The sequence below is a fragment of the Pseudomonas sp. NBRC 111143 genome, assembly GCF_001320965.1.
Lineage (GTDB): Bacteria > Pseudomonadota > Gammaproteobacteria > Pseudomonadales > Pseudomonadaceae > Aquipseudomonas > Aquipseudomonas machongensis.
This window is the reverse complement of record NZ_BCBT01000009.1, coordinates 59,121-82,286: the sequence shown is the minus strand read 5'-3', so window position 1 is coordinate 82,286 and position 23,166 is coordinate 59,121. Positions and strand designations below refer to the sequence as shown.

28 protein-coding genes and 2 tRNA genes are annotated in these 23,166 nt (G+C 61.7%); 21 read left to right on the top strand and 9 right to left on the bottom strand.

Going from position 1 to position 23,166, the window contains the following annotated elements; genetic code table 11:
* Positions 1 to 240 (top strand): hypothetical protein, encoded by a 240-nt coding sequence (locus APH44_RS07540; protein WP_054892072.1) that lies wholly within the window; start codon positions 1 to 3, stop codon positions 238 to 240.
* A gap of 15 nt (positions 241 to 255) precedes the next feature.
* The gene (locus APH44_RS07535) at positions 256 to 1,008 is read left to right on the top strand and encodes a TerC family protein (protein WP_054892071.1); all 753 of its coding nucleotides are present in this window, start codon (positions 256 to 258) and stop codon (positions 1,006 to 1,008) included.
* Between the two features lie 62 nt (positions 1,009 to 1,070).
* Here the strand turns inward: APH44_RS07535 and APH44_RS07530 are convergent, their stop codons facing one another.
* Complete coding sequence (locus tag APH44_RS07530; RefSeq protein WP_054892070.1) at positions 1,071 to 1,250, bottom strand: hypothetical protein; 180 nt, start codon at positions 1,248 to 1,250, stop codon at positions 1,071 to 1,073.
* Positions 1,251 to 1,409: 159 nt separating this feature from the next.
* Here APH44_RS07530 and APH44_RS07525 point away from each other — a divergent pair, with 159 nt between their 5' ends.
* Entirely contained in the window at positions 1,410 to 2,147 is a 738-nt protein-coding gene (locus APH44_RS07525; protein WP_054892069.1) for a peptidase C39 family protein, read from the top strand.
* Positions 2,148 to 2,247: 100 nt separating this feature from the next.
* On the opposite strand, the gene APH44_RS07520 is transcribed toward APH44_RS07525, so the two are convergent.
* Positions 2,248 to 3,531: an FAD-binding oxidoreductase gene (locus APH44_RS07520; RefSeq protein WP_054892068.1), complete on the bottom strand. Its 1,284-nt coding sequence runs from the start codon at positions 3,529 to 3,531 to the stop codon at positions 2,248 to 2,250.
* A 203-nt stretch (positions 3,532 to 3,734) separates the two neighbouring features.
* Here APH44_RS07520 and APH44_RS07515 point away from each other — a divergent pair.
* The 4 genes from APH44_RS07515 (at position 3,735) to APH44_RS07500 (ending at position 5,439) form a co-directional block, all read left to right on the top strand.
* Positions 3,735 to 3,811: transfer RNA gene (locus tag APH44_RS07515), tRNA-Val, on the top strand.
* Between the two features lie 139 nt (positions 3,812 to 3,950).
* Positions 3,951 to 4,027: transfer RNA gene (locus tag APH44_RS07510), tRNA-Val, on the top strand.
* A gap of 153 nt (positions 4,028 to 4,180) precedes the next feature.
* Entirely contained in the window at positions 4,181 to 4,750 is a 570-nt protein-coding gene (locus APH44_RS07505) for an SPOR domain-containing protein (RefSeq protein WP_054892067.1), read from the top strand.
* A gap of 263 nt (positions 4,751 to 5,013) precedes the next feature.
* Entirely contained in the window at positions 5,014 to 5,439 is a 426-nt protein-coding gene (locus APH44_RS07500) for a GTP pyrophosphokinase (RefSeq protein WP_054892066.1), read from the top strand.
* Positions 5,440 to 5,487: 48 nt separating this feature from the next.
* On the opposite strand, the gene APH44_RS07495 is transcribed toward APH44_RS07500, so the two are convergent.
* The gene (locus tag APH44_RS07495; protein WP_054892065.1) at positions 5,488 to 5,946 is read right to left on the bottom strand and encodes a MarR family winged helix-turn-helix transcriptional regulator; all 459 of its coding nucleotides are present in this window, start codon (positions 5,944 to 5,946) and stop codon (positions 5,488 to 5,490) included.
* 105 nt (positions 5,947 to 6,051) lie between these two features.
* On the opposite strand from APH44_RS07495, the gene APH44_RS07490 reads away from it, so the two are divergent.
* Positions 6,052 to 7,035: an aldo/keto reductase gene (locus APH44_RS07490; protein WP_054892064.1), complete on the top strand. Its 984-nt coding sequence runs from the start codon at positions 6,052 to 6,054 to the stop codon at positions 7,033 to 7,035.
* A 48-nt stretch (positions 7,036 to 7,083) separates the two neighbouring features.
* On the opposite strand, the gene APH44_RS07485 is transcribed toward APH44_RS07490, so the two are convergent.
* The 3 genes from APH44_RS07485 to APH44_RS07475 form a co-directional block, all read right to left on the bottom strand.
* Entirely contained in the window at positions 7,084 to 8,049 is a 966-nt protein-coding gene (locus tag APH44_RS07485; protein WP_054892063.1) for an endonuclease, read from the bottom strand.
* Positions 8,050 to 8,100: 51 nt separating this feature from the next.
* Positions 8,101 to 8,340: a DUF1654 domain-containing protein gene (locus APH44_RS07480; RefSeq protein WP_054892062.1), complete on the bottom strand. Its 240-nt coding sequence runs from the start codon at positions 8,338 to 8,340 to the stop codon at positions 8,101 to 8,103.
* A gap of 140 nt (positions 8,341 to 8,480) precedes the next feature.
* A complete protein-coding gene (locus APH44_RS07475; protein WP_054892061.1) occupies positions 8,481 to 9,569 on the bottom strand; it encodes an asparaginase in 1,089 nt (362 codons plus the stop codon).
* Positions 9,570 to 9,969: 400 nt separating this feature from the next.
* Here APH44_RS07475 and APH44_RS07470 point away from each other — a divergent pair, with 400 nt between their 5' ends.
* The 7 genes from APH44_RS07470 (at position 9,970) to APH44_RS07440 (ending at position 16,998) form a co-directional block, all read left to right on the top strand.
* Positions 9,970 to 10,923 (top strand): sugar ABC transporter substrate-binding protein, encoded by a 954-nt coding sequence (locus APH44_RS07470; RefSeq protein WP_054892060.1) that lies wholly within the window; start codon positions 9,970 to 9,972, stop codon positions 10,921 to 10,923.
* A 94-nt stretch (positions 10,924 to 11,017) separates the two neighbouring features.
* Positions 11,018 to 12,571, top strand: coding sequence for a sugar ABC transporter ATP-binding protein (locus APH44_RS07465; RefSeq protein WP_156343737.1), 1,554 nt, complete (start codon positions 11,018 to 11,020; stop codon positions 12,569 to 12,571).
* A complete protein-coding gene (locus APH44_RS07460) occupies positions 12,568 to 13,563 on the top strand; it encodes an ABC transporter permease (protein ID WP_054892058.1) in 996 nt (331 codons plus the stop codon). The genes APH44_RS07465 and APH44_RS07460 overlap by 4 nt, the downstream gene beginning before the upstream one ends.
* A 3-nt stretch (positions 13,564 to 13,566) precedes the next feature.
* Entirely contained in the window at positions 13,567 to 14,589 is a 1,023-nt protein-coding gene (locus APH44_RS07455) for a LacI family DNA-binding transcriptional regulator (RefSeq protein WP_054892057.1), read from the top strand.
* A gap of 9 nt (positions 14,590 to 14,598) precedes the next feature.
* Complete coding sequence (rbsK, locus tag APH44_RS07450; protein WP_054892056.1) at positions 14,599 to 15,507, top strand: ribokinase; 909 nt, start codon at positions 14,599 to 14,601, stop codon at positions 15,505 to 15,507.
* Positions 15,504 to 15,908: a D-ribose pyranase gene (gene rbsD / locus APH44_RS07445; RefSeq protein ID WP_054892055.1), complete on the top strand. Its 405-nt coding sequence runs from the start codon at positions 15,504 to 15,506 to the stop codon at positions 15,906 to 15,908. Before rbsK ends, rbsD begins: the two co-directional genes overlap by 4 nt.
* A 124-nt stretch (positions 15,909 to 16,032) precedes the next feature.
* A complete protein-coding gene (locus APH44_RS07440) occupies positions 16,033 to 16,998 on the top strand; it encodes a nucleoside hydrolase (protein WP_054892140.1) in 966 nt (321 codons plus the stop codon).
* Here the strand turns inward: APH44_RS07440 and APH44_RS07435 are convergent.
* Complete coding sequence (locus tag APH44_RS07435; RefSeq protein ID WP_054892054.1) at positions 16,970 to 17,182, bottom strand: hypothetical protein; 213 nt, start codon at positions 17,180 to 17,182, stop codon at positions 16,970 to 16,972. The genes APH44_RS07440 and APH44_RS07435 overlap by 29 nt on opposite strands.
* Before the next feature lie 290 nt (positions 17,183 to 17,472).
* On the opposite strand from APH44_RS07435, the gene APH44_RS07430 reads away from it, so the two are divergent.
* A complete protein-coding gene (locus tag APH44_RS07430) occupies positions 17,473 to 17,796 on the top strand; it encodes an I78 family peptidase inhibitor (protein WP_054892053.1) in 324 nt (107 codons plus the stop codon).
* Positions 17,797 to 17,885: 89 nt separating this feature from the next.
* Here the strand turns inward: APH44_RS07430 and APH44_RS07425 are convergent, their stop codons facing one another.
* Both APH44_RS07425 and APH44_RS07420 read right to left on the bottom strand, forming a co-directional pair.
* Positions 17,886 to 18,098, bottom strand: a complete 213-nt coding sequence (locus tag APH44_RS07425) for a cold-shock protein (RefSeq protein WP_012313861.1) — start codon at positions 18,096 to 18,098, stop codon at positions 17,886 to 17,888.
* Between the two features lie 163 nt (positions 18,099 to 18,261).
* Complete coding sequence (locus APH44_RS07420) at positions 18,262 to 18,564, bottom strand: hypothetical protein (RefSeq protein ID WP_054892052.1); 303 nt, start codon at positions 18,562 to 18,564, stop codon at positions 18,262 to 18,264.
* A 330-nt stretch (positions 18,565 to 18,894) separates the two neighbouring features.
* Between APH44_RS07420 and thrS the strand changes: the two genes are divergently transcribed.
* The 5 genes from thrS to pheS all read left to right on the top strand — a co-directional run bounded on the left by thrS (position 18,895) and on the right by pheS (position 23,136).
* Positions 18,895 to 20,817, top strand: coding sequence for a threonine--tRNA ligase (gene thrS, locus APH44_RS07415; protein ID WP_054892051.1), 1,923 nt, complete (start codon positions 18,895 to 18,897; stop codon positions 20,815 to 20,817).
* On the top strand, positions 20,817 to 21,368 hold the full coding sequence (gene infC / locus APH44_RS07410) for a translation initiation factor IF-3 (protein WP_172964767.1): 552 nt from the start codon (positions 20,817 to 20,819) through the stop codon (positions 21,366 to 21,368). Before thrS ends, infC begins: the two co-directional genes overlap by 1 nt.
* 61 nt (positions 21,369 to 21,429) lie before the next feature.
* The gene (gene rpmI, locus APH44_RS07405; RefSeq protein WP_003250667.1) at positions 21,430 to 21,624 is read left to right on the top strand and encodes a 50S ribosomal protein L35; all 195 of its coding nucleotides are present in this window, start codon (positions 21,430 to 21,432) and stop codon (positions 21,622 to 21,624) included.
* 28 nt (positions 21,625 to 21,652) lie between these two features.
* Positions 21,653 to 22,009 (top strand): 50S ribosomal protein L20, encoded by a 357-nt coding sequence (rplT, locus tag APH44_RS07400; protein WP_003250671.1) that lies wholly within the window; start codon positions 21,653 to 21,655, stop codon positions 22,007 to 22,009.
* Positions 22,010 to 22,119: 110 nt separating this feature from the next.
* The gene (gene pheS / locus APH44_RS07395) at positions 22,120 to 23,136 is read left to right on the top strand and encodes a phenylalanine--tRNA ligase subunit alpha (protein WP_054892050.1); all 1,017 of its coding nucleotides are present in this window, start codon (positions 22,120 to 22,122) and stop codon (positions 23,134 to 23,136) included.
* Positions 23,137 to 23,166 lie beyond the last annotated feature (30 nt).

Below are 23,166 nucleotides of genomic sequence, written 5' to 3'. Positions count from 1 at the left end.
ATGCTACAACTGAAATCCATCGGCACCCCGTTGGTACTGTCGCTGGCGCTGTTGGCCACGGCGGGGTGCGACCAGGCCGAGAAGTCGGCCCAGCAGGTGCTGAACCAGGCTGCCGAATCGGCCAAACAGGCGATCGACAAGACCAACGAGGCGGCCCAGCAAGCGCTGAACGACACTCTTGGTGGCGAAGGGCAAAAGCCCGAGAGCAAGCAAGACAAGAACGACACCCAGGACATCTGAGCGAAGGAACACTAAATGGAATACTTGCTGGAACTTGCCGCGAGCCCCGCCGCCTGGGTCGCCCTGGCTACCTTGGTGGCGATGGAGATCGTGCTGGGTATCGATAACCTGATCTTCATCTCCATTCTCACCAACAAGCTGCCCGAGGCTTACCGCTCCAAGGCGCGACGCATCGGTATCAGCATGGCGCTGATCATGCGCCTGGCGTTGCTCTCTACGGTGGCCTGGATCGTCCAGCTGACGGAGCCGGTGATCGAGGTGTTCGACCACGCCTTCTCCTGGAAGGACATGATCCTGATCGCCGGTGGCCTGTTCCTGCTGTGGAAGGCGACCAAGGAGATTCACGAAAGCGTCGACCCGCATGGTGCGAAGGAAGAGTCCAAGGCCGGCTCCACCGTGACCCTCGGCTTTGCTGCGGCCATCGGCCAGATCCTGCTGCTGGACATCGTCTTCTCGGTAGACAGCATCATCACTGCCGTGGGCATGACCGAGCACCTGCCGATCATGATCATCGCCGTGGTCAGTGCCGTGATCGTAATGCTGGTGGCCGCCGACCCGCTGGCCAAGTTCATCAACGACAACCCTACCGTGGTGATGCTGGCACTGGGCTTCCTGATCATGATTGGCATGACGCTGATCGCCGAAGGTTTCGGCGCCCACGTACCGAAAGGCTATGTGTACGCAGCGATGGCCTTCTCCACGGTGATCGAGATTCTCAACATCATGGTTCGCCGGGCACGCCTGAAGCGCGAGGCGGCGCAAGGCTGACACCAGGCTGAGGTAAAAGAGAAGGGGCTGCCAGGCAGCCCCTTGTTCTTTTGCGGATCAGGTCAATGTGCCCCGGCGTGCCGGCGGGTGCGATGCAGCGGCTGCGGCTTGGGCGTGGTGGCCGCTTGGGTGTGATGCGGTCGGGCATGGCGTCGTGCGATGCGCAGTACCCCCCAGAGCATGGCGGTGGCGACGCTCAACCACATCGCGACCAGCATGAAGATTGCCATTGTCAGGCTCATGTGCGTGCCTCCTTCTCTCGGGACAGCTGTGGGCTGTTCCCTCCAGACACTTACTTAGTCTAGCCGCAGGCGTGTGACGTTCCATTGACCGAAGGTCTATTGTTTGGGTCGTTTCGTTACAAGCCCGGAGCAGGCTATACCCGGGCCGCGCAGGCGCCTATGATCGGAGCCCAGTGCCGGGCGCTGTCTGCCGGGCGTCGAAACAAGCGAGTGTCCATGTCGCAGCATTTCCTCACCTCCCTGAGCCCGCGCCGCCTGCTGGCGGCCTGCCTGGTGGCCGCCAGCCTTGCCGGTTGCGCCGGTTCTCCACCGGCGGCGCTCGACAAACTGCCGCAGCGGGTCGAGATCAGCAGCGTGCCGTTCTATCGCGGCAATGCCAACTTGAGCGGCTCCATGGCCCTGGCCGCCGTGCTTTCGCAGCAGGGCGCGCCGATCACGCCTGGCCTGCTGGACAAGTCACTGAACCTGCCGCAGGGCGCGGCGTCATTGGAAACCGGTATTCCCCGAGTGGCCCGCGAGTACGGGATGGTGGTCTATCCGCTGGACAAGCGCCTGGATGCCTTGCTCACCCAGGTGGCCGCCGGTCATCCGGTGCTGTTGCGCTATCACGACGGCTCGGCGCTGTGGGGCGAGCCACGCTATGCGGTGCTGATTGGCTACGACCGTTACAAACAGCGGGTGTTGCTGCGTTCAGGGATGGCCCGGCGGCATCTGCTGGATTTCGACACCTTCGAGAGCGCCTGGGCCAAGGAGGGGAGTTGGGCTGTGCTGGTGCAGCCGCCGCAGCGCCTGCCGGCCCAGGTCGATCGCCAGCGCTGGCTGAAGGCCGCAGACGAGCTGGCGCGCGATGGGCAGGAGATTGCCGCGAAGCAGGCGCTGCGCAGCCTAGGGCAGTAGTTGCTGGCGGTACTGATTCCATTTCGCGGGTAAAACCGCTCCCACAGGTGCACGTTTGTGGGGGCGGATTTACCCGCGAAAAGAACAATACGGTGCTACATCAGAACCCCAGGCGATCCCGCAGGCTGTAGTACCACGCACCAATGGCGCTGAACGGTACGCGCAGCATCTGACCACCCGGGAACGGGTAGTGCGGCAGGCCGGCGAAGGCGTCGAAACGCTCGGCCTGGCCACGCAGGGCTTCGGCCAGTACCTTGCCCGCCAGGTGGGTGTAGGTCACGCCATGGCCCGAGCAACCCTGGGAGTAGTAGATGTTATCGCCGATGCGACCGACCTGCGGCAGGCGCGACAGGGTCAGCAGGAAGTTGCCGGTCCAGGCGTAGTCGATCTTCACGTCCTTGAGCTGAGGGAAGGCCTTGAGCATCTTCGGACGAATGATCGCTTCGATGTTCGCCGGATCGCGTGCACCGTAGACCACGCCGCCGCCGAAGATCAGGCGCTTGTCGCTGGTCAGGCGGTAGTAGTCGAGCAGGTAGTTGCAGTCTTCGACGCAGTAGTCCTGTGGCAGTAGAGTGCGGGCCAGTTCATCGCCCAGTGGCTCGGTGGTGATCACCTGGGTGCCGCAGGGCATGGACTTGGCGGCCAGTTCCGGCACCAGGTTGCCCAGGTAGGCGTTGCCCGCGACGATGATGAACTTGGCGCGCACTTTGCCTTGTGGGGTATGTACCACAGGGTTGGCGCCACGCTCGATGCGTACGGCAGGCGTCTGCTCATAGATGACGCCGCCCAGCGACTCGACCGCAGCGGCCTCGCCCAAGGCAAGGTTCAGCGGATGGATGTGGCCCCCGCTCATGTCGAGCATGCCGCCTACATAGCTGTCGCAGGCCACCACTTCACGGATGCGCTTCTGGTCCATGAGCTCCAGCTGGGTGTGGCCGAAGCGTTCCCACAGGCGCTTTTGCGACTCCAGGTGGCCCATCTGCTTGCTGGTCAGGGCCGCGAATACGCCGCCGTCTTTCAGGTCGCACTGGATGTTGTACTTGGCCACGCGCTCACGGATGATGCGTCCGCCTTCGAAGGCCATCTCGCCCAGCAGTTGTGCCTGCTTGGGGCCGACGGTGCGTTCGATGACGTCAATGTCGCGGCTGTAGCTGTTGACGATCTGCCCGCCATTGCGGCCCGATGCACCGAAGCCGACCTTGGCGGCTTCGACGACGGCCACCTTGAAGCCGTTCTCCAGCAGGAACAGCGCGCTCGACAGGCCGGTGTAGCCGGCACCGATGATGCACACATCGGTCTCCACCTCGCCCTGCAGCGCCGGACGTGGCGGCACCGGGTTGGCCGAGGCGGCGTAGTAGGACTGGGGGTAGGGGGTGTTAGCCATGCTCGGAAAACCTCGTGTTTTATATTTTTAACGAATGTACCGATGCTATCAATAATAATAAACACCCGCTAGTCGTATGGTGAAAATCCTTTACAGGAGCGTTACTGCCGCCCATGGGCGCAAACATTTTTAGAATCAGTAGGTTAGCTCGAAAAAAACTGTTGACAGGGATTTTCTAGCGCGTAGAATGCGCCCTCATCGACAGGCACATAGCTCAGTTGGTTAGAGCACCACCTTGACATGGTGGGGGTCGTTGGTTCGAGTCCAATTGTGCCTACCAAATCGAAGAAAAGGGGCGATCCGCAAGGGTCGCCCTTTTTTGCGTCCGGGCATAGCTCCAGCCTGCAAAGTTTTTGATTTTTTTGAGAAAAAACGCTTTACAGGTGTGCATTCGATCACTAATATGCGCACCACACGACAGGCACATAGCTCAGTTGGTTAGAGCACCACCTTGACATGGTGGGGGTCGTTGGTTCGAGTCCAATTGTGCCTACCAAATCGATGAGAGGGGCGATCCGCAAGGGTCGCCCCTTTTGTTTTGGCCTCAGGCAATGCCGGCTTGGCTGCGACACGCCCTGCGACAGCCTGGCCGTCGGCGCTCTGTATCCTCCATGCTAGAATCCGGTCCTTCAAATCAGGAGATAGGTGCGTGCGCAAACTGGCGGTGGTAATGGCGGTGCTGGCCCTGGCTGGCTGTGAGAACGAGGTCGAGGGCGTGCACAACCAGGTGGCCGAACACCTGCACAATCCCAAGACGGCCAAGTTCGCCAACGTGCGGATCGACACTCAGGGTTCGATCTGCGGCCAGGTCCGCGGCAAGGATGACGCCGGCCAGTACGAAGCCTATCGCAGCTATGTGGCGATCAAGCACGATGGCCAGTACGAGATCCTGGTCGACGATAGCGGCAACAATCTGCGCATCCGTGAGATCTGCGGCGGTGCCGAGCTGCAGCGCCGTGCCGATGCCCTGGCTGGCGAACCGGCGCCGGAAGGCTGGGATGTCGAAGTTGTGCAGGGGCCCAATATGGGCGCACTCACCGACATGACTGCGCGCCTGATCGAAAAAGGCATCCCTTCCTGGGTCGAATACCGCGACGGCAAGCCTGTCGTGCTGATGGGGCCTTTCCCCACCAAGGACGAGGCCGATGCGCGCAAGGCCGACGTCATGGCGCGCCTGGGCACTGATTCGATCGTCATTCAGCACGGCGTCAAGCGCTGATACTCCCGCGCCCGGGCAGGGGCATTGCATAGCCTCGGTCATAGCTTCCTGTACTGCGGCCTCTACTGGCAAAGAGGCCGATCATGCCCGCCTTACCATTCGACAGGCCGAGACAGCGACAACGAACCGGCACTGATCTTGTGCAAGCGCCATGGCTTTGAAGTCGAAGGACATTTACTGGACTATGCTTTGCGTGACGGCATCCTTGTCGATGCTGTTGCAATGGCGCGTGTGCGACGACGTGCGGGGTGAAAGGAGGGGTCATGTCTAGCCTGGAACGAGCAATCGTGGTGGCGACCAGAGCCCACGAAGGGCAGATCGACAAAGGCGGCGCCGCATACATCCTGCATCCGCTGCGGGTGATGGAGCGGGTCTCGACGCCCGAGCAGCGGATCGTCGCGGTGCTTCACGATGTGCTGGAGGATACGCCGCTGACCCTCTCCGACCTGGCCCGCGAGGGCTTCACTGTGAAAATCCTGGCGGCGCTGCTGGCGTTGAGTCGGCGTGAGGGTGAGCGCTACGAGGATTTCGTCGTGCGGCTGGGCAGTGATCCGCTGGCGCGCGAAGTGAAGCTGGCCGACCTCGCCGACAACAGTGACCTCTCGCGAATCGTATGTCCGGGGCCCGCCGATATCGCCCGGCTGAGCCGTTATCGAGAGGCCAGCGCCTATCTGCAGGCGCTGGCGTGATAGCGCACGCCCTTGGCGGGGGCATCTGGTCACGATACGGGGCCGACTCTACAGGGAGTCAGCTGCTTCAGCCTCCGGGTCATTGAGCGTGGTCATGCACGCATCCATCAGTACATGCAGCGCGCTGATGCGCTCAAGCCCCAGCGCGTCCTGCAATGAGTCTTGGGCCGCCTGCCACGCCTGACTGCCTTCCTCGCGTTTTTCTATCCCGGCCTCGGTGATCTGCACCGCACGGCTGCGCGCGTCGCCGCCTGCCGAAATGGTCAGCCAGCCCTGGGCTACCAGTGGTTGCATGTTGCGCGTCAGGGTCGAAGGTTCCATCTGCATGGCCTTGGCCAACTCACCTGGACGCAACGGGCCGAGCCGCAGCACATGGGAAAGCAGGGCGTACTGGGTGTTCTTCAGGCCTATGGCAGCCAAGTGCTGGTCGTAGTGGCGGGTGACCATGCGCGTCAATTGGCGCAGTTTGAGGTTTGTGCAGCCGGAGGGCTTGATTGATGTGTTCATGTGAAATATTGTACCTGCAACATTTGTATATGCAAATGTTCTGTTGGCCGGGGGCGATCAACCCTGGCGCCTGTTGGAACGGTATTCATCGGCTCAGGAGCATCCATGCGCTACACACCCTTTGGCAAGACCGGATTACAACTGTCCCAGCTGGCATTGGGTACAGGCAACTTTGGCACCGCCTGGGGTCATGGCGCCGACCCCGATGCATGCAAGGCGATGTTTGACACCTATCTTGAGGCTGGCGGCAATCTCATCGATACGGCGGACATCTATCAGTTCGGTGAGTCTGAAACGCATCTGGGGCGCTTGCTGGCAGGGCGCCGCGATGAGGTGGTGCTGTCGACCAAGTTCACCCAGGGCGCCTCGCCCACTGCGGGCGTGCTGGCCACCGGCAATAGCCGCAAAGCCATGGTCACGTCTTTGGAGGCCAGTCTCAAGCGTTTGAACACGGACCGTGTCGATCTGTACTGGGCTCACTTCCCCGATCATGTGACCCCGACCGAAGAGCTGCTGCGTGGTCTGGAAGACCTCTCGCGATCAGGCAAGGTGCTGTATGTCGGCCTGTCCAACTTCCCTGCCTGGCGTGTGGCCCATGCGGCCACCTATGCCCAGCTTGCTCGCGCCGTGCCTATTGCTGCTGCACAGTTCGAACACAGCCTGGTGCGTCGCGAATGCGAGCTGGACCTGCTGCCGACCTGTCGAGCATTGGGGTTGGGCATGATGACTTTCTCGCCCTTGGGCGGCGGCATGCTGACCGGCAAGTACCGCCAGGGCGAGGCCGGGCGAGCTCAGGGCCTGGGCGGCAAGGTGTTTCAGGCAGAGAATTCGCCGCAGCGCAGCGCGATCCTCGATGCCCTGCTAGGTGTGGCGCAGGAGCTTGGCGTACCGGCAGATCAGGTGGCGATCGCCTGGGCCGCCAGTCACGACACATTGCCGCTGATAGGGCCGCGCTCGCTGGCGCAGTTGCAATCGAACCTGGCGGCGCTTGAGGTGAAGCTCAGCAGCGAGCAGTTGCAGCGCCTGGATGACGTCAGCCAGCTCGTGTCGCTGCCCGTCGAGCGGACTGCTCGCATTCCGGTGGCATGATTGATCTTGCTTCCGGGGCGCCGTAAAGGCGCTCCCGGTTCATGAGGCTCAGCGGCAGTTGCCGGCCTTGCGGTAACCGGCCGCCCGGGCTTGCGACTCGGACTCGAAGCTCACCTGGTTCTTGGCCGACACCTGATTGTAGCCAGGGCAGCCGCTGGGCAGATGGTAGACGTGGCTGTTCTGGTTGCCGATGATCGTGCCCGTCATGCTGGCCTTGGCCAGGGTGGGCTGAGGTGTGGCCTTGGCGGGTTTGGCGGCAACGCCACTGACCACACCGTCGCCGACGGTCTTGTAGCCGACTGTCCAGCGCCGCTCGCCGCTCACGAACGGGTTGGCGTGCCCCATGATGCCGGCGATGCGACGGTCGCGCTCGCGCTCCCAGGTGGTGACCGGATACTGCTTGTCCCAGGCCATCAGTAGTTGTTGCTGCTGGCGAGACATGTTCAGGCCATAGCGATCGAACATATAGAAGGTGGTGCGGGCGACCAGGCCCTTGACTTCATCGCGCGGCTCGGCAGCGCGCTGGTTGAAATCGACGCGGGTCTTGCACTGGCCGTACTGCTGTCCCACACCCGACGCCATGCCATAGTTGAAGTTGCTGCGATCGCCATTCACCTCGCCCACAGCCGGGTACAGGTTGAACAGGTCGGCTTCCATGGCACGGAATACCGGGTCGTCGTCGGCGCAGTGCTCGCGGCCACCGTTCTTCCAGCATTGACGTTGATGACCCAGGGTCCAAGCCGGCACGATGTGTTCCCACTCGGTGCGGTCGGCGCGGGTCTGTTGCTTTCGGGCTTGCAGGCCGCAGGAGGCGGGGTCGATGCGCCCACCGGACTTGCCCACCCAGGTCCATTTGCAGCCGCAGTAGAGCTCACCCATGGCGCTGCTGGCCTGGTCGAGATAGATCTTCTGTTTGGCCACGACCTTGGCTTCGGCAAAGGTGGCGGGAGGGTTGGCGAGCGCTGGAGTGGCGACGGACAGGAGCAGGGCAACGGCAGACAGCAGTTTTTTCATGGGCGAGCGCAAATCATCTTTCGGTGGAAGAGGCGGGGCGGGGAGGAAGGATCAGTCTTCTTTGGGGACGGTCCAGAAGATCTGGATGCCGCCATCGTCACGGTGGGCGAGGGTGACGTTGTCGTTCTCGGCGATTTCTTCGAGCAGGGTTTCCCAGTCGTCGGGTGACTCGTGCTCCAGGCGGAAGATCAGCGCCGCACGGCTGCGCTGGGCGGTGGGGCTGTTGATGATCTTCTGGATGCGTACGCCCAGTTGTTCATAACTGCTGGGCGCTGCGGCGGTGCTGGCCATGGAGCTTTCCTTATTTTGCTGTATGTGCGTACAGTATTTCACTGTCAGTTTTTTCGCAACAGCATGTCAGGCAAAAAGCATCCAAAGGCTAATGCGGTTGTAGCAGGAGCGGCACAGGGCCGCTCCAACTCAAACCTGAATCAATATTCCCAGAAGATCCGCTGCAGTTCCTTGCTGTCCTGGGTCTTGGTCATGGCGACCATTGCCAGGATGCGCGCCTTCTGCGGGTTCAGGTCATGGGCCACGACCCAGTCATTCTTGTCGTCCGGCTGTTCGGCGTTACGCAGCACGAAACCGCCCTGGTTGACGTGCGAGGAACGAATGATCTGCACGCCTTCCTTGCGCAGTTCCTGCAGTGCCGGGACTACACGCGACGACACCGAGCCATTGCCGGTGCCGGCATGGATGATTGCCTTGGCGCCACCCTGGGCCAGGGCCTTGTACGCGGTATCGGTCACGTTGCCGTAGCCATAGGCGATGTCCACTTGGGGCAGGCTGCTGATCTGCTTGATGTCGAACTCGGAGTTACTGGTGTGGCGCTTGGCCGGCAGGCGGAACCAGTACGATTTGCCTTCCACGACCATGCCCATCGGACCCCAGGCGCTCTTGAACGCCTCGGTCTTGATGTTGACCGACTTGCTGACGTCACGACCGGACTGGATCTCGTCGTTCATGGTCACCAGTACGCCCTTGCCACGCGACTGCTTGTCGCCAGCCACGGCCACGGCGTTGTACAGGTTGAGCATGCCGTCGGCAGACATCGCGGTGCCCGGACGCATCGAACCGACCACCACGATCGGCTTGTCGGTCTTCTCGACCAGATTGAGGAAGTAGGCCGTCTCTTCGAGGGTGTCGGTGCCGTGGGTGATGACGATACCGTCGACATCCTTGCTGTCGGCCAGCTCTGCGACACGTTTTGCCAGCTTGAGCAGGTCGTCGTTGCTGATGCTCTCGGAGGCGATCTGCATCACCTGTTCGCCACGTACATTGGCGATGTCGGCCAGTTCCGGCACGCCGGCGATCAGCTTGTCTATGCCCAGCTTCGCAGCTTGGTAGGTCGCGCTGTTGGCAGCGCTGGCACCGGCCCCGGCAATGGTGCCGCCAGTGGCGAGGATGACCACATTGGCGAGCTTCTGCTGTTGTTCTGCTTCCTTGGCGGAAACGGTCATTGGCAGTGCAAGCAGCAGGGCGAGGGCGCCCGGTGCGAAGGTTTTCAGTGCGGTGTTCATGGTTTTTTTTCTTCTCTCTTCCAAATGAGATGTTTATTCGCACTGGGTTGTAGGCAGGTTCCGTACCAAGGGTGCGGCAGTGGTGAGGCGCAGGGCGAATTGAGTCGGATTTTTCGCGGGCAAACCCGCTCGCAGCGGTGTGTGGAGCACTCAACTACGGCGCTGCCATGGTAAGCGAGGGCTTTCCCATGAGGCGGGTTGCAGGTGTTTTGATATTCGGAAATCCGAACAATCTTCACGGAAGCTATTCGGTTTTCCGACTATTTACCGGATAATCTCCGAGCAGTACGGCGGGAGCTGGAACCCCGGAAGTCATTTGACAAAACCTGTTCCTGTTTCCATAGTAAGGCAGCGCAAACGTTTGCGGTCCGATAAAAACCACAAGATTCGGAGTTATCCCATGAAGCTGCCGTTCCCAGGTCGTCTGCTGGCTATTGCCATTCTCTCCTCCCTGTCTCTCGCCATCCCGCTGTCCCAGGCCCATGCCGAGGACAAGCCCAAGGTCGCGCTGGTCATGAAGTCGCTGGCCAACGAGTTCTTCCGCACCATGGAGGATGGCGCCAAGGCCTACCAGAAAGAACATCCCAACGATTTTGAACTTGTCGCCAACGGCATCAAGGACGAAACCGACACCGGCAACCAGATCCGTATCGTCGAGCAGATGATCGCCACCGGCGCCAAGGCCCTGGTCATCGCTCCGGCCGACTCCAAGGCTTTGGTGCCTGTGATCAAGAAAGCCATGGACGCGGGCATCACCGTGGTCAACATCGACAACCGCCTCGACCCCGAAGTGCTCAAGAGCAAAGGTATCAGCGTGCCGTTCGTTGGCCCCGACAACCGCAAGGGCGCGCGTCTGGTTGGCGATTACCTGGTGAAAGAGAAGCTCAAGGCCGGCGATCAGGTTGGCATCATCGAAGGTGTGCCGACCACCACCAACGCCCAGCAGCGCACCGCGGGCTTCAAGGATGCGATGGAGGCCGCGCAGATGAAGATCGTCTCGGTGCAGTCTGGCAACTGGGAAATCGACAAGGGCAACGCCGTTGCCGCCTCGATGCTCAACGAATACCCCGATCTCAAGGCGCTGCTGGCGGGTAACGACAGCATGGCCCTGGGCGCTGTCTCGGCTGTGCGAGCTGCCGGCAAGACCGGCCAGGTACAGGTGGTCGGCTACGACAATATCAACGCCATCAAGCCGATGCTCAAGGACGGCCGTGTGCTCGCCACGCTCGACCAGGCAGCCAGTCAGCAGGCCGTGTTCGGTATCCAGGCGGCGCTTAAGATGGTCAAGGGCGAGAAGCCTGACGTCGATGCCGACAATGTCATCCAGACACCGGTAGAACTGATCACCAAGTGATGCTGGCAGTGCGCTGAGTCCGATGCAGCGGTGGTTCGCCGCTCCTGCAGAGTCAGCGCCAGTTCAAGCAGTTGCAGCGCGTTCCATGAGAGAGGTGGCCATGTCGGCCCATGAATCCGTGCTCAGTGTCACCGGCCTGGGCAAGACGTACGCCCAGCCTGTGCTCGGCGATGTCACGCTAGACCTGCGCGGTGGCGAGGTGCTCGCCCTGACTGGCGAGAATGGCGCCGGCAAGAGCACCTTGTCCAAGCTCATCAGTGGCCTGGAAATCCCCACCACCGGGCAGATGACCTACCGCGGCAAACCCTACAGCCCTGGTAGTCGCAGCGAGGCCGAGCGCCTCGGTGTGCGCATGGTGATGCAGGAGCTCAACCTGCTGCCCACGCTCACCGTTGCCGAGAACCTGTTCCTCGACAACCTGCCCAGCCGCGCCGGCTGGATCAGCCAGAAGCGCCTGCGCCAGTTGGCCACCGCGGCCATGGCCCAGGTCGGGCTGGACGCCATCGATCCGGATACTCCGGTCGGCGAGCTGGGCATTGGCCATCAGCAGATGGTCGAGATCGCCCGCAACCTGATTGGCGACTGCCACGTGCTGATCTTCGACGAGCCCACTGCGATGCTTACTGCGCGCGAAGTGGAGCTGTTGTTCACGCAGATCGAGCGCCTGCGCCAGCGCGGCGTGGCCATCGTCTATATCTCGCACCGGCTCGAAGAGCTGCAGCGTGTATCACAACGCATCGCCGTGCTGCGCGACGGCAAGCTGGTGTGCGCCGAGCCGATTGCTCGCTACAGCAGCAACGAATTGGTCAACCTGATGGTCGGCCGCGAAGTCGGCGAGCACATCGACCTTGGCCGCCGCGAAATCGGTGCGCCGTTGCTCAAGGTCGAACACATGACCCGTGGCGACAAGGTGCGCGATGTGTCGTTCGAGGTCAGGGCAGGGGAGATCTTCGGTATCTCCGGGCTGATCGGTGCCGGGCGTACCGAGCTGTTGCGGCTGATCTACGGTGCCGATCGCGCCGACAGTGGCAGCATCCAGCTCGGACGCCCGCTGCAGCCTGTGGTCATCGACTCGCCCAAAGCCGCTGTGCGCGCCGGTATCGCGCTGATCACCGAGGACCGCAAAGGCGAGGGCCTGCTGCTGCCGCATTCGATCAGCGCCAATGTCGCCCTGGGCAACCTGGGTGCGGTATCGCGAGCCGGCATCCTCGACGCCACTGCCGAGCGTGAGCTTGCCGAGCGGCAGATCAGCGCCATGCGTATCCGTAGCGCGAGCCCCGCCCAGGCGGTCGGCGAGCTGTCTGGTGGCAATCAGCAGAAGGTGGTGATCGGTCGCTGGTTGGAGCGCGACTGCCAGGTGCTGATGTTCGATGAACCCACCCGCGGCATCGACGTCGGCGCCAAGTTCGACATCTATGGGTTGCTGGCCGAGCTTGCCCGCCAGGGCAAGGCCCTGGTGGTGGTGTCCAGTGACCTGCGCGAGCTGATGCTGATCTGCGACCGCATCGCCGTGCTTTCCGCTGGCCAACTGATCGAGACCTTCGACCGTGATGGCTGGAGCCAGGACCAGATCCTTGCCGCCGCCTTCGCCGGTTATCAGAAACGTGACGCACTGCTGCATGACGCAGCTCCCAGGATGGATGTATGAAGACCCCCTCCCTCGACTCCGTCGGCAGCACGCCGGCCCGCCGCAGCGGCACCTATTTCGGCCTGGGTACCTACCTGGGGCTGGCCGGCGCCTTGCTGGCGATGATCGTGCTGTTCTCGTTCCTGAGCAGCCACTTCCTCTCGTACGCCACCTTCAGCACCCTGGCCAACCAGATTCCCGACCTGATGGTGCTGGCCGTCGGCATGACCTTCGTGCTGATCATTGGTGGTATCGACCTGTCGGTCGGTTCGGTACTTGCCCTGGCCGCCTCGACCGTCAGCGTCGCCATCCTCGGCTGGGGCTGGAGTGTGCTGCCTGCCGCGCTGCTGGGCATGGCCATCGCCGCCCTGGCCGGTAGCATCACCGGCGCGGTCACCGTGGCCTGGCGCATTCCGTCGTTCATCGTCTCGCTCGGCGTGCTGGAAATGGCCCGCGGCCTGGCCTACCAGTTCACCGATTCACGCACCGCCTATATTGGCGACGCGTTCTCCTGGTTTTCCAATCCGATCGCCTTCGGGATCTCCCCGGCATTCATCATCGCCTTGCTGGTGATCGTGCTCGCCCAACTGGTGCTGACCCGCACCGTGTTCGGTCGTTACCTGATCGGCATCGGCACCAATGAAGAGGCCGTGCGCCTGGCAGGCATCGACCCGCGTCCGTACAAGATCGGCGTGTTTGCGCTGATGGGGTTGCTGGCCGGTCTGGCCGCGCTATTCCAGATTTCCCGCCTTGAGGCTGCTGACCCGAATGCGGGCTCGGGCCTTGAGTTGCAGGTGATTGCCGCCGTGGTGATCGGCGGCACCAGCCTGATGGGCGGGCGAGGCTCGATCATCAGCACGTTCTTCGGTGTGCTGATCATTTCCGTACTGGCTGCGGGCTTGGCGCAGATCGGCGCTTCCGAGCCAACCAAGCGCATCATCACTGGCGCTGTGATCGTCATCGCCGTGGTCCTCGATACCTATCGCAGCCGGCGTGCGACCCGGCGGAACTGACCCATGGCAACCATCAAAGACGTCGCGGCACTGGCGGGTATTTCCTACACCACTGTGTCCCATGTATTGAACAAGACCCGTCCGGTCAGCGAGCACGTGCGGCTGAAGGTCGAGGCCGCCATCGCCGAACTGGACTATGTTCCAAGCGCCGTGGCCCGCTCGCTCAAGGCGCGCAGCACCGCGACCATCGGCTTGCTGGTGCCCAGCAGCGTCAACCCGTACTTCGCCGAGCTGGCGCGCGGTATCGAGGACGGCTGCGAGCGCAACGGTTATTGCGTGATCCTGTGCAATTCGGACGATGATCCGAAGAAACAGCGCAGCTACCTGAGGGTGCTGCTGGAAAAACGCATCGATGGCCTCATCGTCGCCTCGGTGGGCGAAGACCGTGACCTGCTCGAAAGCCTGGCTGCCGTGCGCACGCCAATGGTCATCGTCGACCGAGCCCTCGAAGGTGTCGATGCCGACCTTGTGCGTATCGATCACGAGCTGGGGGCCTATCTGGCTACGCGCCACCTGCTTGAGCTCGGCCATACCGACATTGCCTGCATCGGGGGGCCGGCCGAGACTGGCGTCAGCCAACTACGTGTTACCGGTTTTCGTCGCGCCATGGCCGAGGCCGGGCTGGACGTGGCCGCCGATCGCGTGCTGCATAGCGACTTTACCAGCCCCGGCGGGCACGCTGCGGCTGCGCAGTTGCTCGAAGACAAGCCGCCGACGGCGATTTTCGCGGGCAACGACATGATCGGCTTCGGCGTGTTGCGCGCTGCGGCCGAGCGCAATATCGACGTCCCTGGCCAGCTATCGGTAATCGGTTTCGATGACATCGAGCTGAGCCGCTATGTGTATCCGCCGCTGACCACTGTCGGCCAGTCGATCCGCGAGCTGGGCGACAGCGCTGCGCAGTTGCTGCTGTCGCGCATCGCTACACCGCGCCGCGATACGGCGCAGCAACGTATCGTCGCGCCGCGTATCGTGCTGCGCGAATCCACTGGGCCGCGCCCGGACCTGTTCAATGATTACCGCTAAGGAAGACCCATGCATGCCAAGGTCGTAGTGGTCGGCAGCCTCAACATGGACCTGGTGGCCCGTGCCGAGCGTCTGCCGCGTGGCGGCGAAACCCTCGCCGGCGACAGTTTTTTCACCGTGCCCGGCGGCAAGGGTGCCAACCAGGCCGTCGCTGCCGCGCGCCTGGGGGCGAGCGTGGCCATGGTCGGCAATGTCGGCGATGACGCCTATGGCCAGCAGTTGCGCCAGGCCCTGGAGAGCGAAAGCATCGATTGCCAGGCGGTGGGCGTCTGCGCGGGCGTGTCCAGTGGCGTGGCGTTGATCGTGGTGGATGCCGCCAGCCAGAACGCCATCGTCATCATCCCGGGCGGCAATGGCCTGTTGACCCCCGAGTCGGTGCAGCGCTTCGATGCGTTGCTGCAGAACGCCGGCGTGATCATCTGCCAACTCGAAGTGCCGCCTGCCACCGTGGCCTGGACGCTGGCCCGTGGTCGCGAACTGGGCAAGACGGTCATTCTCAACCCGGCTCCGGCGACGGGGCCGCTGCCCAGGGAGTGGTTCGCCCATATCGACTACCTGATCCCCAACGAGAGCGAAGCCGAGGCCCTGACCGGCCTGCCGGTGAACGACATCGACAGCGCCCGCCAAGCCGCCGAGCGTCTGCGCGAATGGGGCGCGGGCAAGGCGATCGTCACCCTGGGCGCTGAAGGCGCGTTGTTCGTCAGCGAGCATGGCAGCCGTCATTTCCCGGCGACCAAGGTCAAGCCGCTGGACACCACGGCGGCAGGCGACACCTTCGTCGGTGGTTTCGCGGCGGGGCTTGCCTGTGGGCTGGAGGAGGGCGAGGCGATCGTACGGGGGCAGCGCGCTGCAGCCATCTCGGTCACCCGTGCAGGGGCGCAGCCATCCATCCCCTTCCTCAAGGAGTTGGCGCCATGAAGAAGACCGCGCTGCTCAATATCGCCCTGTCGCGCACCATTGCCGGCTTGGGGCATGGCGACATCCTGGTGATCGGCGATGCCGGCCTGCCGGTGCCGCCAGGGGTGGAATTGATCGACCTGGCATTGACGCCGGGTATTCCGGACTTTGCCAGCGTGCTGCGCGTGGTGCTCAGCGAGATGCAGGTGGAGCGGCACGTGTTGGCCGACGAGATTTTCAGCGCCGCACCGCCCGGGCTGGTGGAGGTCGAGGAGCAGCATGCGCTGGGCTTGCTCGGTGAGCGTGAGCGCATGCCTCACGAGGCGTTCAAGGCCTTGAGCCAGCGGGCGCGGGCGGTGATCCGCACCGGGGAGTGCAAGCCCTACAGCAATATCGCGTTGATCGCGGGCGTCACGTTCTAGGTAGAGGGCGCCTTTACCGGCCCGCCCACCCGAAACAGACCAAACAACAAAAGCAAAGGAGTGAAGCGGGATGTTGATCAACAAAGCCAAACGTTTGCTACAAGGAGTCGTGCTCATGTCGACGATGGCCGCCGCCAGTGCATTCGCCGCCCCGCGGGACCTGATCATCGACACTGACCCCGGCGCCGACGATGTCGTGGCCTTGTTTCTGGCCATGGCCTCGCCCGAGGAGTTGAAGATCCGCGCCATCACCACCGTCGCCGGCAATGTGCGCCTCGACAAGACCTCCCGCAACGCACGCCTGGCACGCGAATGGGCCGGCCGTGAAGACATTCCAGTCTACGCCGGGGCAGGGCGCCCCCTGGTGCGCACGCCGATCTACGCCGCCGATGTCCATGGCGAGGAGGGCTTGACGGGTGTCGCGGTGCATGAGCCCAAGCAGCCTCTGGCCAAAGGCAATGCCGTGCAGTACATGGTCGACACCCTCGATGCCGCCGAGCCCCACAGCATCACCATCGCCATGCTCGGCCCGCAGACCAACCTCGCTCTGGCGCTGATCCAGAAGCCGGAAATCGTCAAGGGCATCAAGGAAGTGGTGATCATGGGTGGCGCCCACTTCAATGGCGGCAACATCACCCCGGTGGCCGAGTTCAACCTCTACGCCGATCCGCATGCTGCCGAAGTGGTGTTGGCCAGTGGCGTCAAGCTGACTTACCTGCCGCTGGACGTGACCCACAAAATCATCACCAGCGACGCTCGCCTCAAGCAGCTCGCCGCTGTCGGCAACGACGCCAGCAAGAAGGTGGTGGACATTCTCAACGCCTACATCAAGTACGACATGGACAAGTACGGCATGAGCGGTGGCCCGGTGCACGACGCCACGGTCATCGCCTACCTGCTCAAGCCAGAGCTGTTCAGTGGCAGGCAGATTCACATGACAGTCGACAGCCGCGAAGGCCCGACCTTCGCCCAGACTGTCGCCGACTGGTACGGCGTGCTCAAGCAGCCGGCCAACGTGATTTGGATCGAGAACGGCGATGCCCAGGGCTTCTTCGACCTGCTCAGCGCTCGCCTGGCTCGATTGAAATAACGGCGTGCGGCGCGTAGCGCTCGAACACTTGTTCGATGAAGCTGCGCGCTGCTTCACTGCCCCGATCACGGACCAGCAGGTCGATGGCGATCAGCAGTAATTCTTCCGGAGTGCCCGGGCTGTAGGCGCTCTGGCCCTCGGCCCATTTGACCTTGATGTCGGCGTCTATGCTGTGGGTGTTCATGGGGTACTCGCGACTGTGCCTGGTGCCTGGGGTCGAACACCGGCTCCTGGCGTTCGCGGGGGAGGCGAGACGCACTCCACGTCTGCCAAGTAAATCATGCCTTTGCAGCCGTTGCGCTGCGACTTAAGCATAAGCAGGCCGCCCGCCCTAACCAATCGCCACGATGCAAAATCCGGTCACGATTGCTTTTGGCCTGATCGGGCGAGATCAGGCAGACTTGAGCGGTTTTGCAACAAACTGTGAGCGGAGCGGTCGCATATGACAGTTCCCGAGATCGATTAGGAGGATTCATGTTTCGTACCCGCGCTTCCCTGGCGACCTTGCTGATGGCTGCCGTTCTGGCTGGTTGCAGCACCGGTGGCTCGTCTGATGGCGGCAGCGCCGCGCCGGCGACCCCTGCTGGTGGCGATGGCCGTTGCAGCGCCGGTGGTGCCGATTTCGCTGTCGGCAAGCAGGGCACGCCCGAGCTGCTCGAGCAGGCCCGCAAGGCAACTGGCGCGCAGACCGCTCGCATCCTCAAGCCCCATGATGTCGTCACCCTGGAATACCGTTCCGATCGTTTGAACCTGAACGTCGACGAGCAGGGCAAGGTCATCCGCGCCAACTGCGGCTGATCGCCCGAGGGAGATGGTTTGTCCGGATAAATCCGAATCCATGAAAAAACCCGCCGGTGAAGGCGGGTTTTTTTACTGCGGTATCCGAATTACTCCGGACGAACCTGAGCAGCCTGCATGCCCTTCTGGCCTTTTTCGGCAACGAAGGAAACAGTCTGGCCTTCTTTCAGGCTCTTGAAGCCGTCGGATTCGATGGCCTTGAAGTGTACGAACAGGTCGTCGCCGCCGCCTGCTGGGGTGATGAAGCCGTAGCCTTTCTCATCATTGAACCATTTGACGGTGCCTTGTTGGCGATTGGACATGAGGTGAATCTCCAGAACATTTAGTTTTTCAGTGGTGCAATGCGGCCGAGGCTACGGAGCACCGGCAACATCATAGTCTAATTCTGCTTATGTAGCGCTGTTTACCTTAGCCGGATACTGATCTGGCGCAAACAATGCGCGATCGGTGCGGCTCGGCGGGTCATCATTTTGGCTTGCAGGCGGCCTGTACCACGCTCTGGGCTTTCGCCATCAACTTGGCGTCGACGCCGTCCGTGCTGTCGAGGTCCTGGATCTCCTTATCAGTGAAATTCTTTTTGATGGCTTGGGCGCCGCAATCGCAGTGCTTCTTCGCCGTTGCCGCGTCCACGCCCTGGCCGGTCGCGACTTGCTGGCACTGGGTCATGTAGGCTGCCTCCTTGCCGGCGGGGAAGTTACCTGCGGTGGCGGCCAGTGGCAGCAGCAGGACGCTCGCGGCACACGCGGCCAGAAGAGACTGAACTCGCATAACCAGACACTCCTTGGGTTAGGTCTCATCAAGAGTAGGATGCTTCAGAGGGTCTGATAGGAATTTTTCCGTACAAGTTCACCGCTCCGGCGTAAATTCCAAATATTTCTGCGTCACGCGCAGGCCGCGTGCTAGCATGGTCGGCTTGCAGCTGTTCACGTCCAGCGCGCAAGTTTTCTTTCCAGTCACTCTGGTTCGCCCCTGACAGGCCGAAAGGCTTCTGCCGCTGTGAGGCAGGCTTTCCTCCGGGAAAGGCAGGTCGGATCTTGTACTGGCTCATCCCAACCCACGTGACCTTTGGTAGGGGTCACCACTAGGAGAGGAGGCGCCATGCCCACCATTACTCTTCCCGATGGCAGTCAACGCTCGTTCGACAAGGCCGTAACCGTAGCTGAAGTTGCCGCATCCATTGGTGCAGGCCTCGCCAAGGCCACCTTGGCCGGCAAGGTCGACGGCAAACTGGTCGATGCCTGCGACCTGATCGAACACGACGCCACCCTGCAGATCATCACCCCCAAAGATGAAGAGGGACTGGAGATCATCCGTCACTCGTGCGCCCACCTGATCGGCCACGCGGTGAAGCAGCTGTACCCGACCGCCAAGATGGTGATCGGCCCGGTGATCGACGAAGGCTTCTATTACGACATCGCCTACGAGCGTCCTTTCACCCCCGAGGACCTCGCTGCGATCGAACAGCGCATGCACCAGCTGATCGACAAGGACTACGACGTCGTCAAGAAGATGACCCCGCGTGCCGAAGTCATCGATGTGTTCAGCACCCGTGGCGAAGACTACAAGCTGCGTCTGGTCGAAGACATGCCGGACGAGCAGGCCATGGGCCTGTACTATCACGAAGAATACGTCGACATGTGCCGTGGCCCGCACGTGCCGAACACCCGTTTCCTCAAGGCGTTCAAGCTGACCAAGCTGTCCGGCGCCTACTGGCGCGGCGACGCCAAGAACGAGCAGCTGCAGCGCGTGTACGGTACCGCCTGGGCTGACAAGAAGCAGCTGGCGGCCTATATCCAGCGCATCGAAGAAGCCGAAAAGCGCGACCACCGCAAGATCGGCAAGCAGCTCGACCTCTTCCACCTGCAGGAAGAAGCCCCAGGCATGGTGTTCTGGCACGCCAACGGCTGGACCGTGTACCAGGTGCTCGAGCAGTACATGCGCCAAGTCCAGCGCGAGAACGGCTACCAGGAAATCAAGACCCCGCAGGTCGTCGACCGCATCCTCTGGGAGCGCTCCGGCCACTGGTCCAACTACGCCGAGAACATGTTCACCACTTCGTCGGAAAACCGCGACTACGCGGTAAAACCGATGAACTGCCCGTGCCACGTGCAGGTGTTCAACCAGGGCCTGAAGTCGTACCGCGACCTGCCGCTGCGCCTTGCCGAATTCGGTGCCTGCCACCGCAACGAGCCGTCTGGTGCTTTGCACGGCATCATGCGCGTGCGTGGCTTCGTGCAGGACGACGCCCACATCTTCTGCACCGAAGAGCAGGTGAAGAAGGAAGCGGCCGACTTCATCAAGCTGACGCTGGACGTATACAAGGACTTCGGTTTCACCGACGTCGCCATGAAGCTGTCCACCCGTCCGGCCAAGCGTGTCGGTTCCGAAGAGCTGTGGGACCGTGCTGAAGGTGCGCTGGCCGACGCCTTGAACGAATCCGGTCTGGCTTGGGAATACCAGCCGGGCGAGGGCGCGTTCTATGGTCCGAAGATCGAGTTCACCCTGCGCGACTGCCTCGGTCGTAACTGGCAATGCGGTACTCTGCAGTACGATCCGAATCTTCCGGAGCGTCTGGATGCAAGCTATATCGCCGAAGATAACGCTCGTAAGCGTCCTGTGATGCTGCACCGCGCCATCCTCGGCTCGTTCGAGCGCTTCATCGGCATGCTGATCGAGCACTACGCCGGTGTGTTCCCAGCGTGGTTGGCACCGACCCAGGCGGTGATCATGAATATCACCGACAAACAGGCCGATTTCGCCCTCGAGGTGGAAAAAACGTTGAACGGAAGCGGTTTCCGTGCCAAGTCCGACTTGAGAAATGAGAAGATCGGCTTTAAAATCCGCGAGCATACGTTGCTGAGGGTCCCGTACCTTTTGGTTATAGGGGACCGCGAAGTCGAAACGCAAACCGTCGCTGTGCGTACTCGCGAAGGCGCAGACCTGGGCTCCATGCCCGTCGCGCAATTCGCTGAGCTCCTGTCGCATGCGGTTTCCCGGCGTGGTCGCCAAGAATCGGAGTAATGACTATTAAGCGTGAAATGAGAAACGATAAACGAACTGCACCTAAGGCACCGATCAACGAGAATATCTCGGCACGCGAGGTTCGGTTAATTGGCGCTGATGGCGAGCAGATTGGCATCGTCTCGATTGATGAAGCGCTTCGTATCGCTGATGAAGCGAAGCTGGATCTGGTGGAAATCTCCGCTGACGCTGTCCCACCTGTTTGCAAGGTGATGGACTACGGCAAGCATCTCTTCGAGAAGAAGAAGCAGGCCAACGAAGCGAAGAAGAACCAGAAGCAGATCCAGATTAAAGAAATCAAGTTTCGTCCAGGGACGGAAGAAGGGGATTACCAGGTAAAACTACGCAACCTGGTACGTTTCCTTACCGATGGGGACAAGGCCAAGATCTCTCTGAGATTCCGCGGCCGTGAGATGGCCCACCAGGAGCTGGGTATGGAACTGTTGAAACGGGTCGAAACCGACCTCGTCGAATACGGGACCGTCGAACAGCATCCTAAGATGGAAGGACGCCAGCTTATGATGGTCATCGCTCCCAAAAAGAAGAAGTAATCTCCCGGGCACGGCAGGCCTGATGATTATTGTGTAATTTTATCGAATGCGGAGTTCCAACATGCCAAAAATGAAAACCAAGAGCGGTGCTGCGAAGCGTTTCCTGAAAACAGCTTCCGGCTTCAAGCACAAGCACGCTTTCAAGAGCCACATCCTGACCAAAATGTCGACCAAGCGTAAGCGTCAACTGCGCGGTGCCAGCTTGCTGCACCCGTCTGACGTGGCAAAAGTCGAGCGCATGCTGCGCGTACGTTAATTTCGGTCAAAGATAGAGGAAGTTACTCATGGCTCGTGTAAAGCGTGGCGTCATCGCTCGTAAGCGTCACAAGAAAATTCTGAAACTGGCTAAAGGCTACTACGGTGCACGCTCGCGCGTATTCCGCGTTGCCAAGCAAGCGGTCATCAAGGCAGGCCAATACGCCTACCGCGACCGTCGCCAGAAGAAGCGTCAGTTCCGCGCTCTGTGGATCGCTCGTATCAACGCCGGTGCCCGCACCAACGGCCTGTCCTACAGCCGTCTGATTGCTGGCCTGAAAAAGGCGTCGATCGAAATCGACCGCAAGGTTCTGGCCGACCTGGCAGTGAACGAAAAAGCGGCGTTTGCTGCGATTGTCGAGAAAGCTAAAGCCGTCCTGGCTTAAGTACCCGCGACAATCATCCGCTGGCGCTCCGTGTCGGCGGGTGTAAAACGTCATCGATAGGGGAAGAGCCTTCAAAGCTCTTCCCCTATTTTCGTATCTGGAGTCTGTACATGGAAAACCTGGACGCGCTGGTCTCCCAAGCCCTCGAGGCCGTGGAGCGCGCTGAAGACATCAATACCCTGGAACAGATCCGGGTCCAATTTCTCGGCAAGAAGGGCGAGCTGACCCAGGTGATGAAGACCCTGGGCAACCTGCCAGCCGAAGAGCGCCCCAAGGTCGGTGCGCTGATCAACGACGCCAAGGAACGCGTCACTGACGTGCTCAACGCACGCAAGGCCGCCTTCGAAGAGGCTGAGCTGAACGCTCGCCTGGCTGCCGAATGCATTGATGTCACCCTGCCAGGCCGTGGCCAGGCCACCGGTGGCCTGCACCCGATTACCCGTACCCTCGAGCGCATCGAGCAGTTCTTCACCCACATCGGCTACGGCATCGCCGAAGGCCCTGAGGTCGAAGACGACTACCACAACTTCGAAGCGCTCAACATCCCCGGCCACCACCCGGCCCGGGCGATGCACGACACCTTCTACTTCAATGCCAACATGCTGCTGCGCACCCACACTTCGCCCGTTCAGGTGCGGACCATGGAAAGCACCCAGCCGCCGATCCGCATTGTCTGCCCGGGCCGCGTATACCGCTGCGACTCGGATATCACCCACTCGCCGATGTTCCACCAGATCGAAGGCCTGCTGGTCGACCGCGACATCAACTTCGCCGACCTCAAGGGCACCATCGAAGAGTTCCTGCGGGTGTTCTTCGAGAAAGAGCTGGCGGTGCGTTTCCGTCCGTCGTTCTTCCCTTTCACCGAGCCGTCCGCCGAAGTCGACATGGAGTGCGTGATGTGCTCCGGCAAAGGCTGCCGCGTGTGCAAGCAGACCGGCTGGCTGGAAGTGATGGGCTGCGGCATGGTCCACCCGAACGTGCTGCGCATGTCCGGCATCGACCCGGAAGAATTCTCCGGCTTCGCCTTCGGCATGGGTGTCGAGCGCTTGGCCATGCTGCGCTATGGCGTCAACGATTTGCGTCTGTTCTTCGACAACGACCTGCGGTTCCTGGCGCAATTCCGCTAGGCCACACCTCGACGCAATCTTCAGGAGAAC

Bases quoted from the DNA above. Each gene is read 5' to 3' on its own strand.
- APH44_RS07485 (WP_054892063.1), bottom strand. From the start codon at position 8,049: ATGAAAAAACTGCTGTCTGCCGTTGCCCTGCTCCTGTCCGTCGCCACT.
- rbsK (WP_054892056.1), top strand. From the start codon at position 14,599: ATGCATGCCAAGGTCGTAGTGGTCGGCAGCCTCAACATGGACCTGGTG.
- APH44_RS07425 (WP_012313861.1), bottom strand. From the start codon at position 18,098: ATGTCCAATCGCCAACAAGGCACCGTCAAATGGTTCAATGATGAGAAA.
- APH44_RS07525 (WP_054892069.1), top strand. From the start codon at position 1,410: ATGATCGGAGCCCAGTGCCGGGCGCTGTCTGCCGGGCGTCGAAACAAG.
- rplT (WP_003250671.1), top strand. From the start codon at position 21,653: ATGGCTCGTGTAAAGCGTGGCGTCATCGCTCGTAAGCGTCACAAGAAA.
- thrS (WP_054892051.1), top strand. From the start codon at position 18,895: ATGCCCACCATTACTCTTCCCGATGGCAGTCAACGCTCGTTCGACAAG.
- APH44_RS07440 (WP_054892140.1), top strand. From the start codon at position 16,033: ATGGCCGCCGCCAGTGCATTCGCCGCCCCGCGGGACCTGATCATCGAC.
- APH44_RS07470 (WP_054892060.1), top strand. From the start codon at position 9,970: ATGAAGCTGCCGTTCCCAGGTCGTCTGCTGGCTATTGCCATTCTCTCC.
- pheS (WP_054892050.1), top strand. From the start codon at position 22,120: ATGGAAAACCTGGACGCGCTGGTCTCCCAAGCCCTCGAGGCCGTGGAG.
- infC (WP_172964767.1), top strand. From the start codon at position 20,817: ATGACTATTAAGCGTGAAATGAGAAACGATAAACGAACTGCACCTAAG.
- APH44_RS07490 (WP_054892064.1), top strand. From the start codon at position 6,052: ATGCGCTACACACCCTTTGGCAAGACCGGATTACAACTGTCCCAGCTG.
- APH44_RS07480 (WP_054892062.1), bottom strand. From the start codon at position 8,340: ATGGCCAGCACCGCCGCAGCGCCCAGCAGTTATGAACAACTGGGCGTA.
- APH44_RS07535 (WP_054892071.1), top strand. From the start codon at position 256: ATGGAATACTTGCTGGAACTTGCCGCGAGCCCCGCCGCCTGGGTCGCC.
- APH44_RS07475 (WP_054892061.1), bottom strand. From the start codon at position 9,569: ATGAACACCGCACTGAAAACCTTCGCACCGGGCGCCCTCGCCCTGCTG.
- APH44_RS07435 (WP_054892054.1), bottom strand. From the start codon at position 17,182: ATGAACACCCACAGCATAGACGCCGACATCAAGGTCAAATGGGCCGAG.
- APH44_RS07520 (WP_054892068.1), bottom strand. From the start codon at position 3,531: ATGGCTAACACCCCCTACCCCCAGTCCTACTACGCCGCCTCGGCCAAC.
- APH44_RS07540 (WP_054892072.1), top strand. From the start codon at position 1: ATGCTACAACTGAAATCCATCGGCACCCCGTTGGTACTGTCGCTGGCG.
- APH44_RS07530 (WP_054892070.1), bottom strand. From the start codon at position 1,250: ATGAGCCTGACAATGGCAATCTTCATGCTGGTCGCGATGTGGTTGAGC.
- APH44_RS07460 (WP_054892058.1), top strand. From the start codon at position 12,568: ATGAAGACCCCCTCCCTCGACTCCGTCGGCAGCACGCCGGCCCGCCGC.
- rpmI (WP_003250667.1), top strand. From the start codon at position 21,430: ATGCCAAAAATGAAAACCAAGAGCGGTGCTGCGAAGCGTTTCCTGAAA.
- APH44_RS07500 (WP_054892066.1), top strand. From the start codon at position 5,014: ATGTCTAGCCTGGAACGAGCAATCGTGGTGGCGACCAGAGCCCACGAA.
- APH44_RS07455 (WP_054892057.1), top strand. From the start codon at position 13,567: ATGGCAACCATCAAAGACGTCGCGGCACTGGCGGGTATTTCCTACACC.
- rbsD (WP_054892055.1), top strand. From the start codon at position 15,504: ATGAAGAAGACCGCGCTGCTCAATATCGCCCTGTCGCGCACCATTGCC.
- APH44_RS07495 (WP_054892065.1), bottom strand. From the start codon at position 5,946: ATGAACACATCAATCAAGCCCTCCGGCTGCACAAACCTCAAACTGCGC.
- APH44_RS07420 (WP_054892052.1), bottom strand. From the start codon at position 18,564: ATGCGAGTTCAGTCTCTTCTGGCCGCGTGTGCCGCGAGCGTCCTGCTG.
- APH44_RS07430 (WP_054892053.1), top strand. From the start codon at position 17,473: ATGTTTCGTACCCGCGCTTCCCTGGCGACCTTGCTGATGGCTGCCGTT.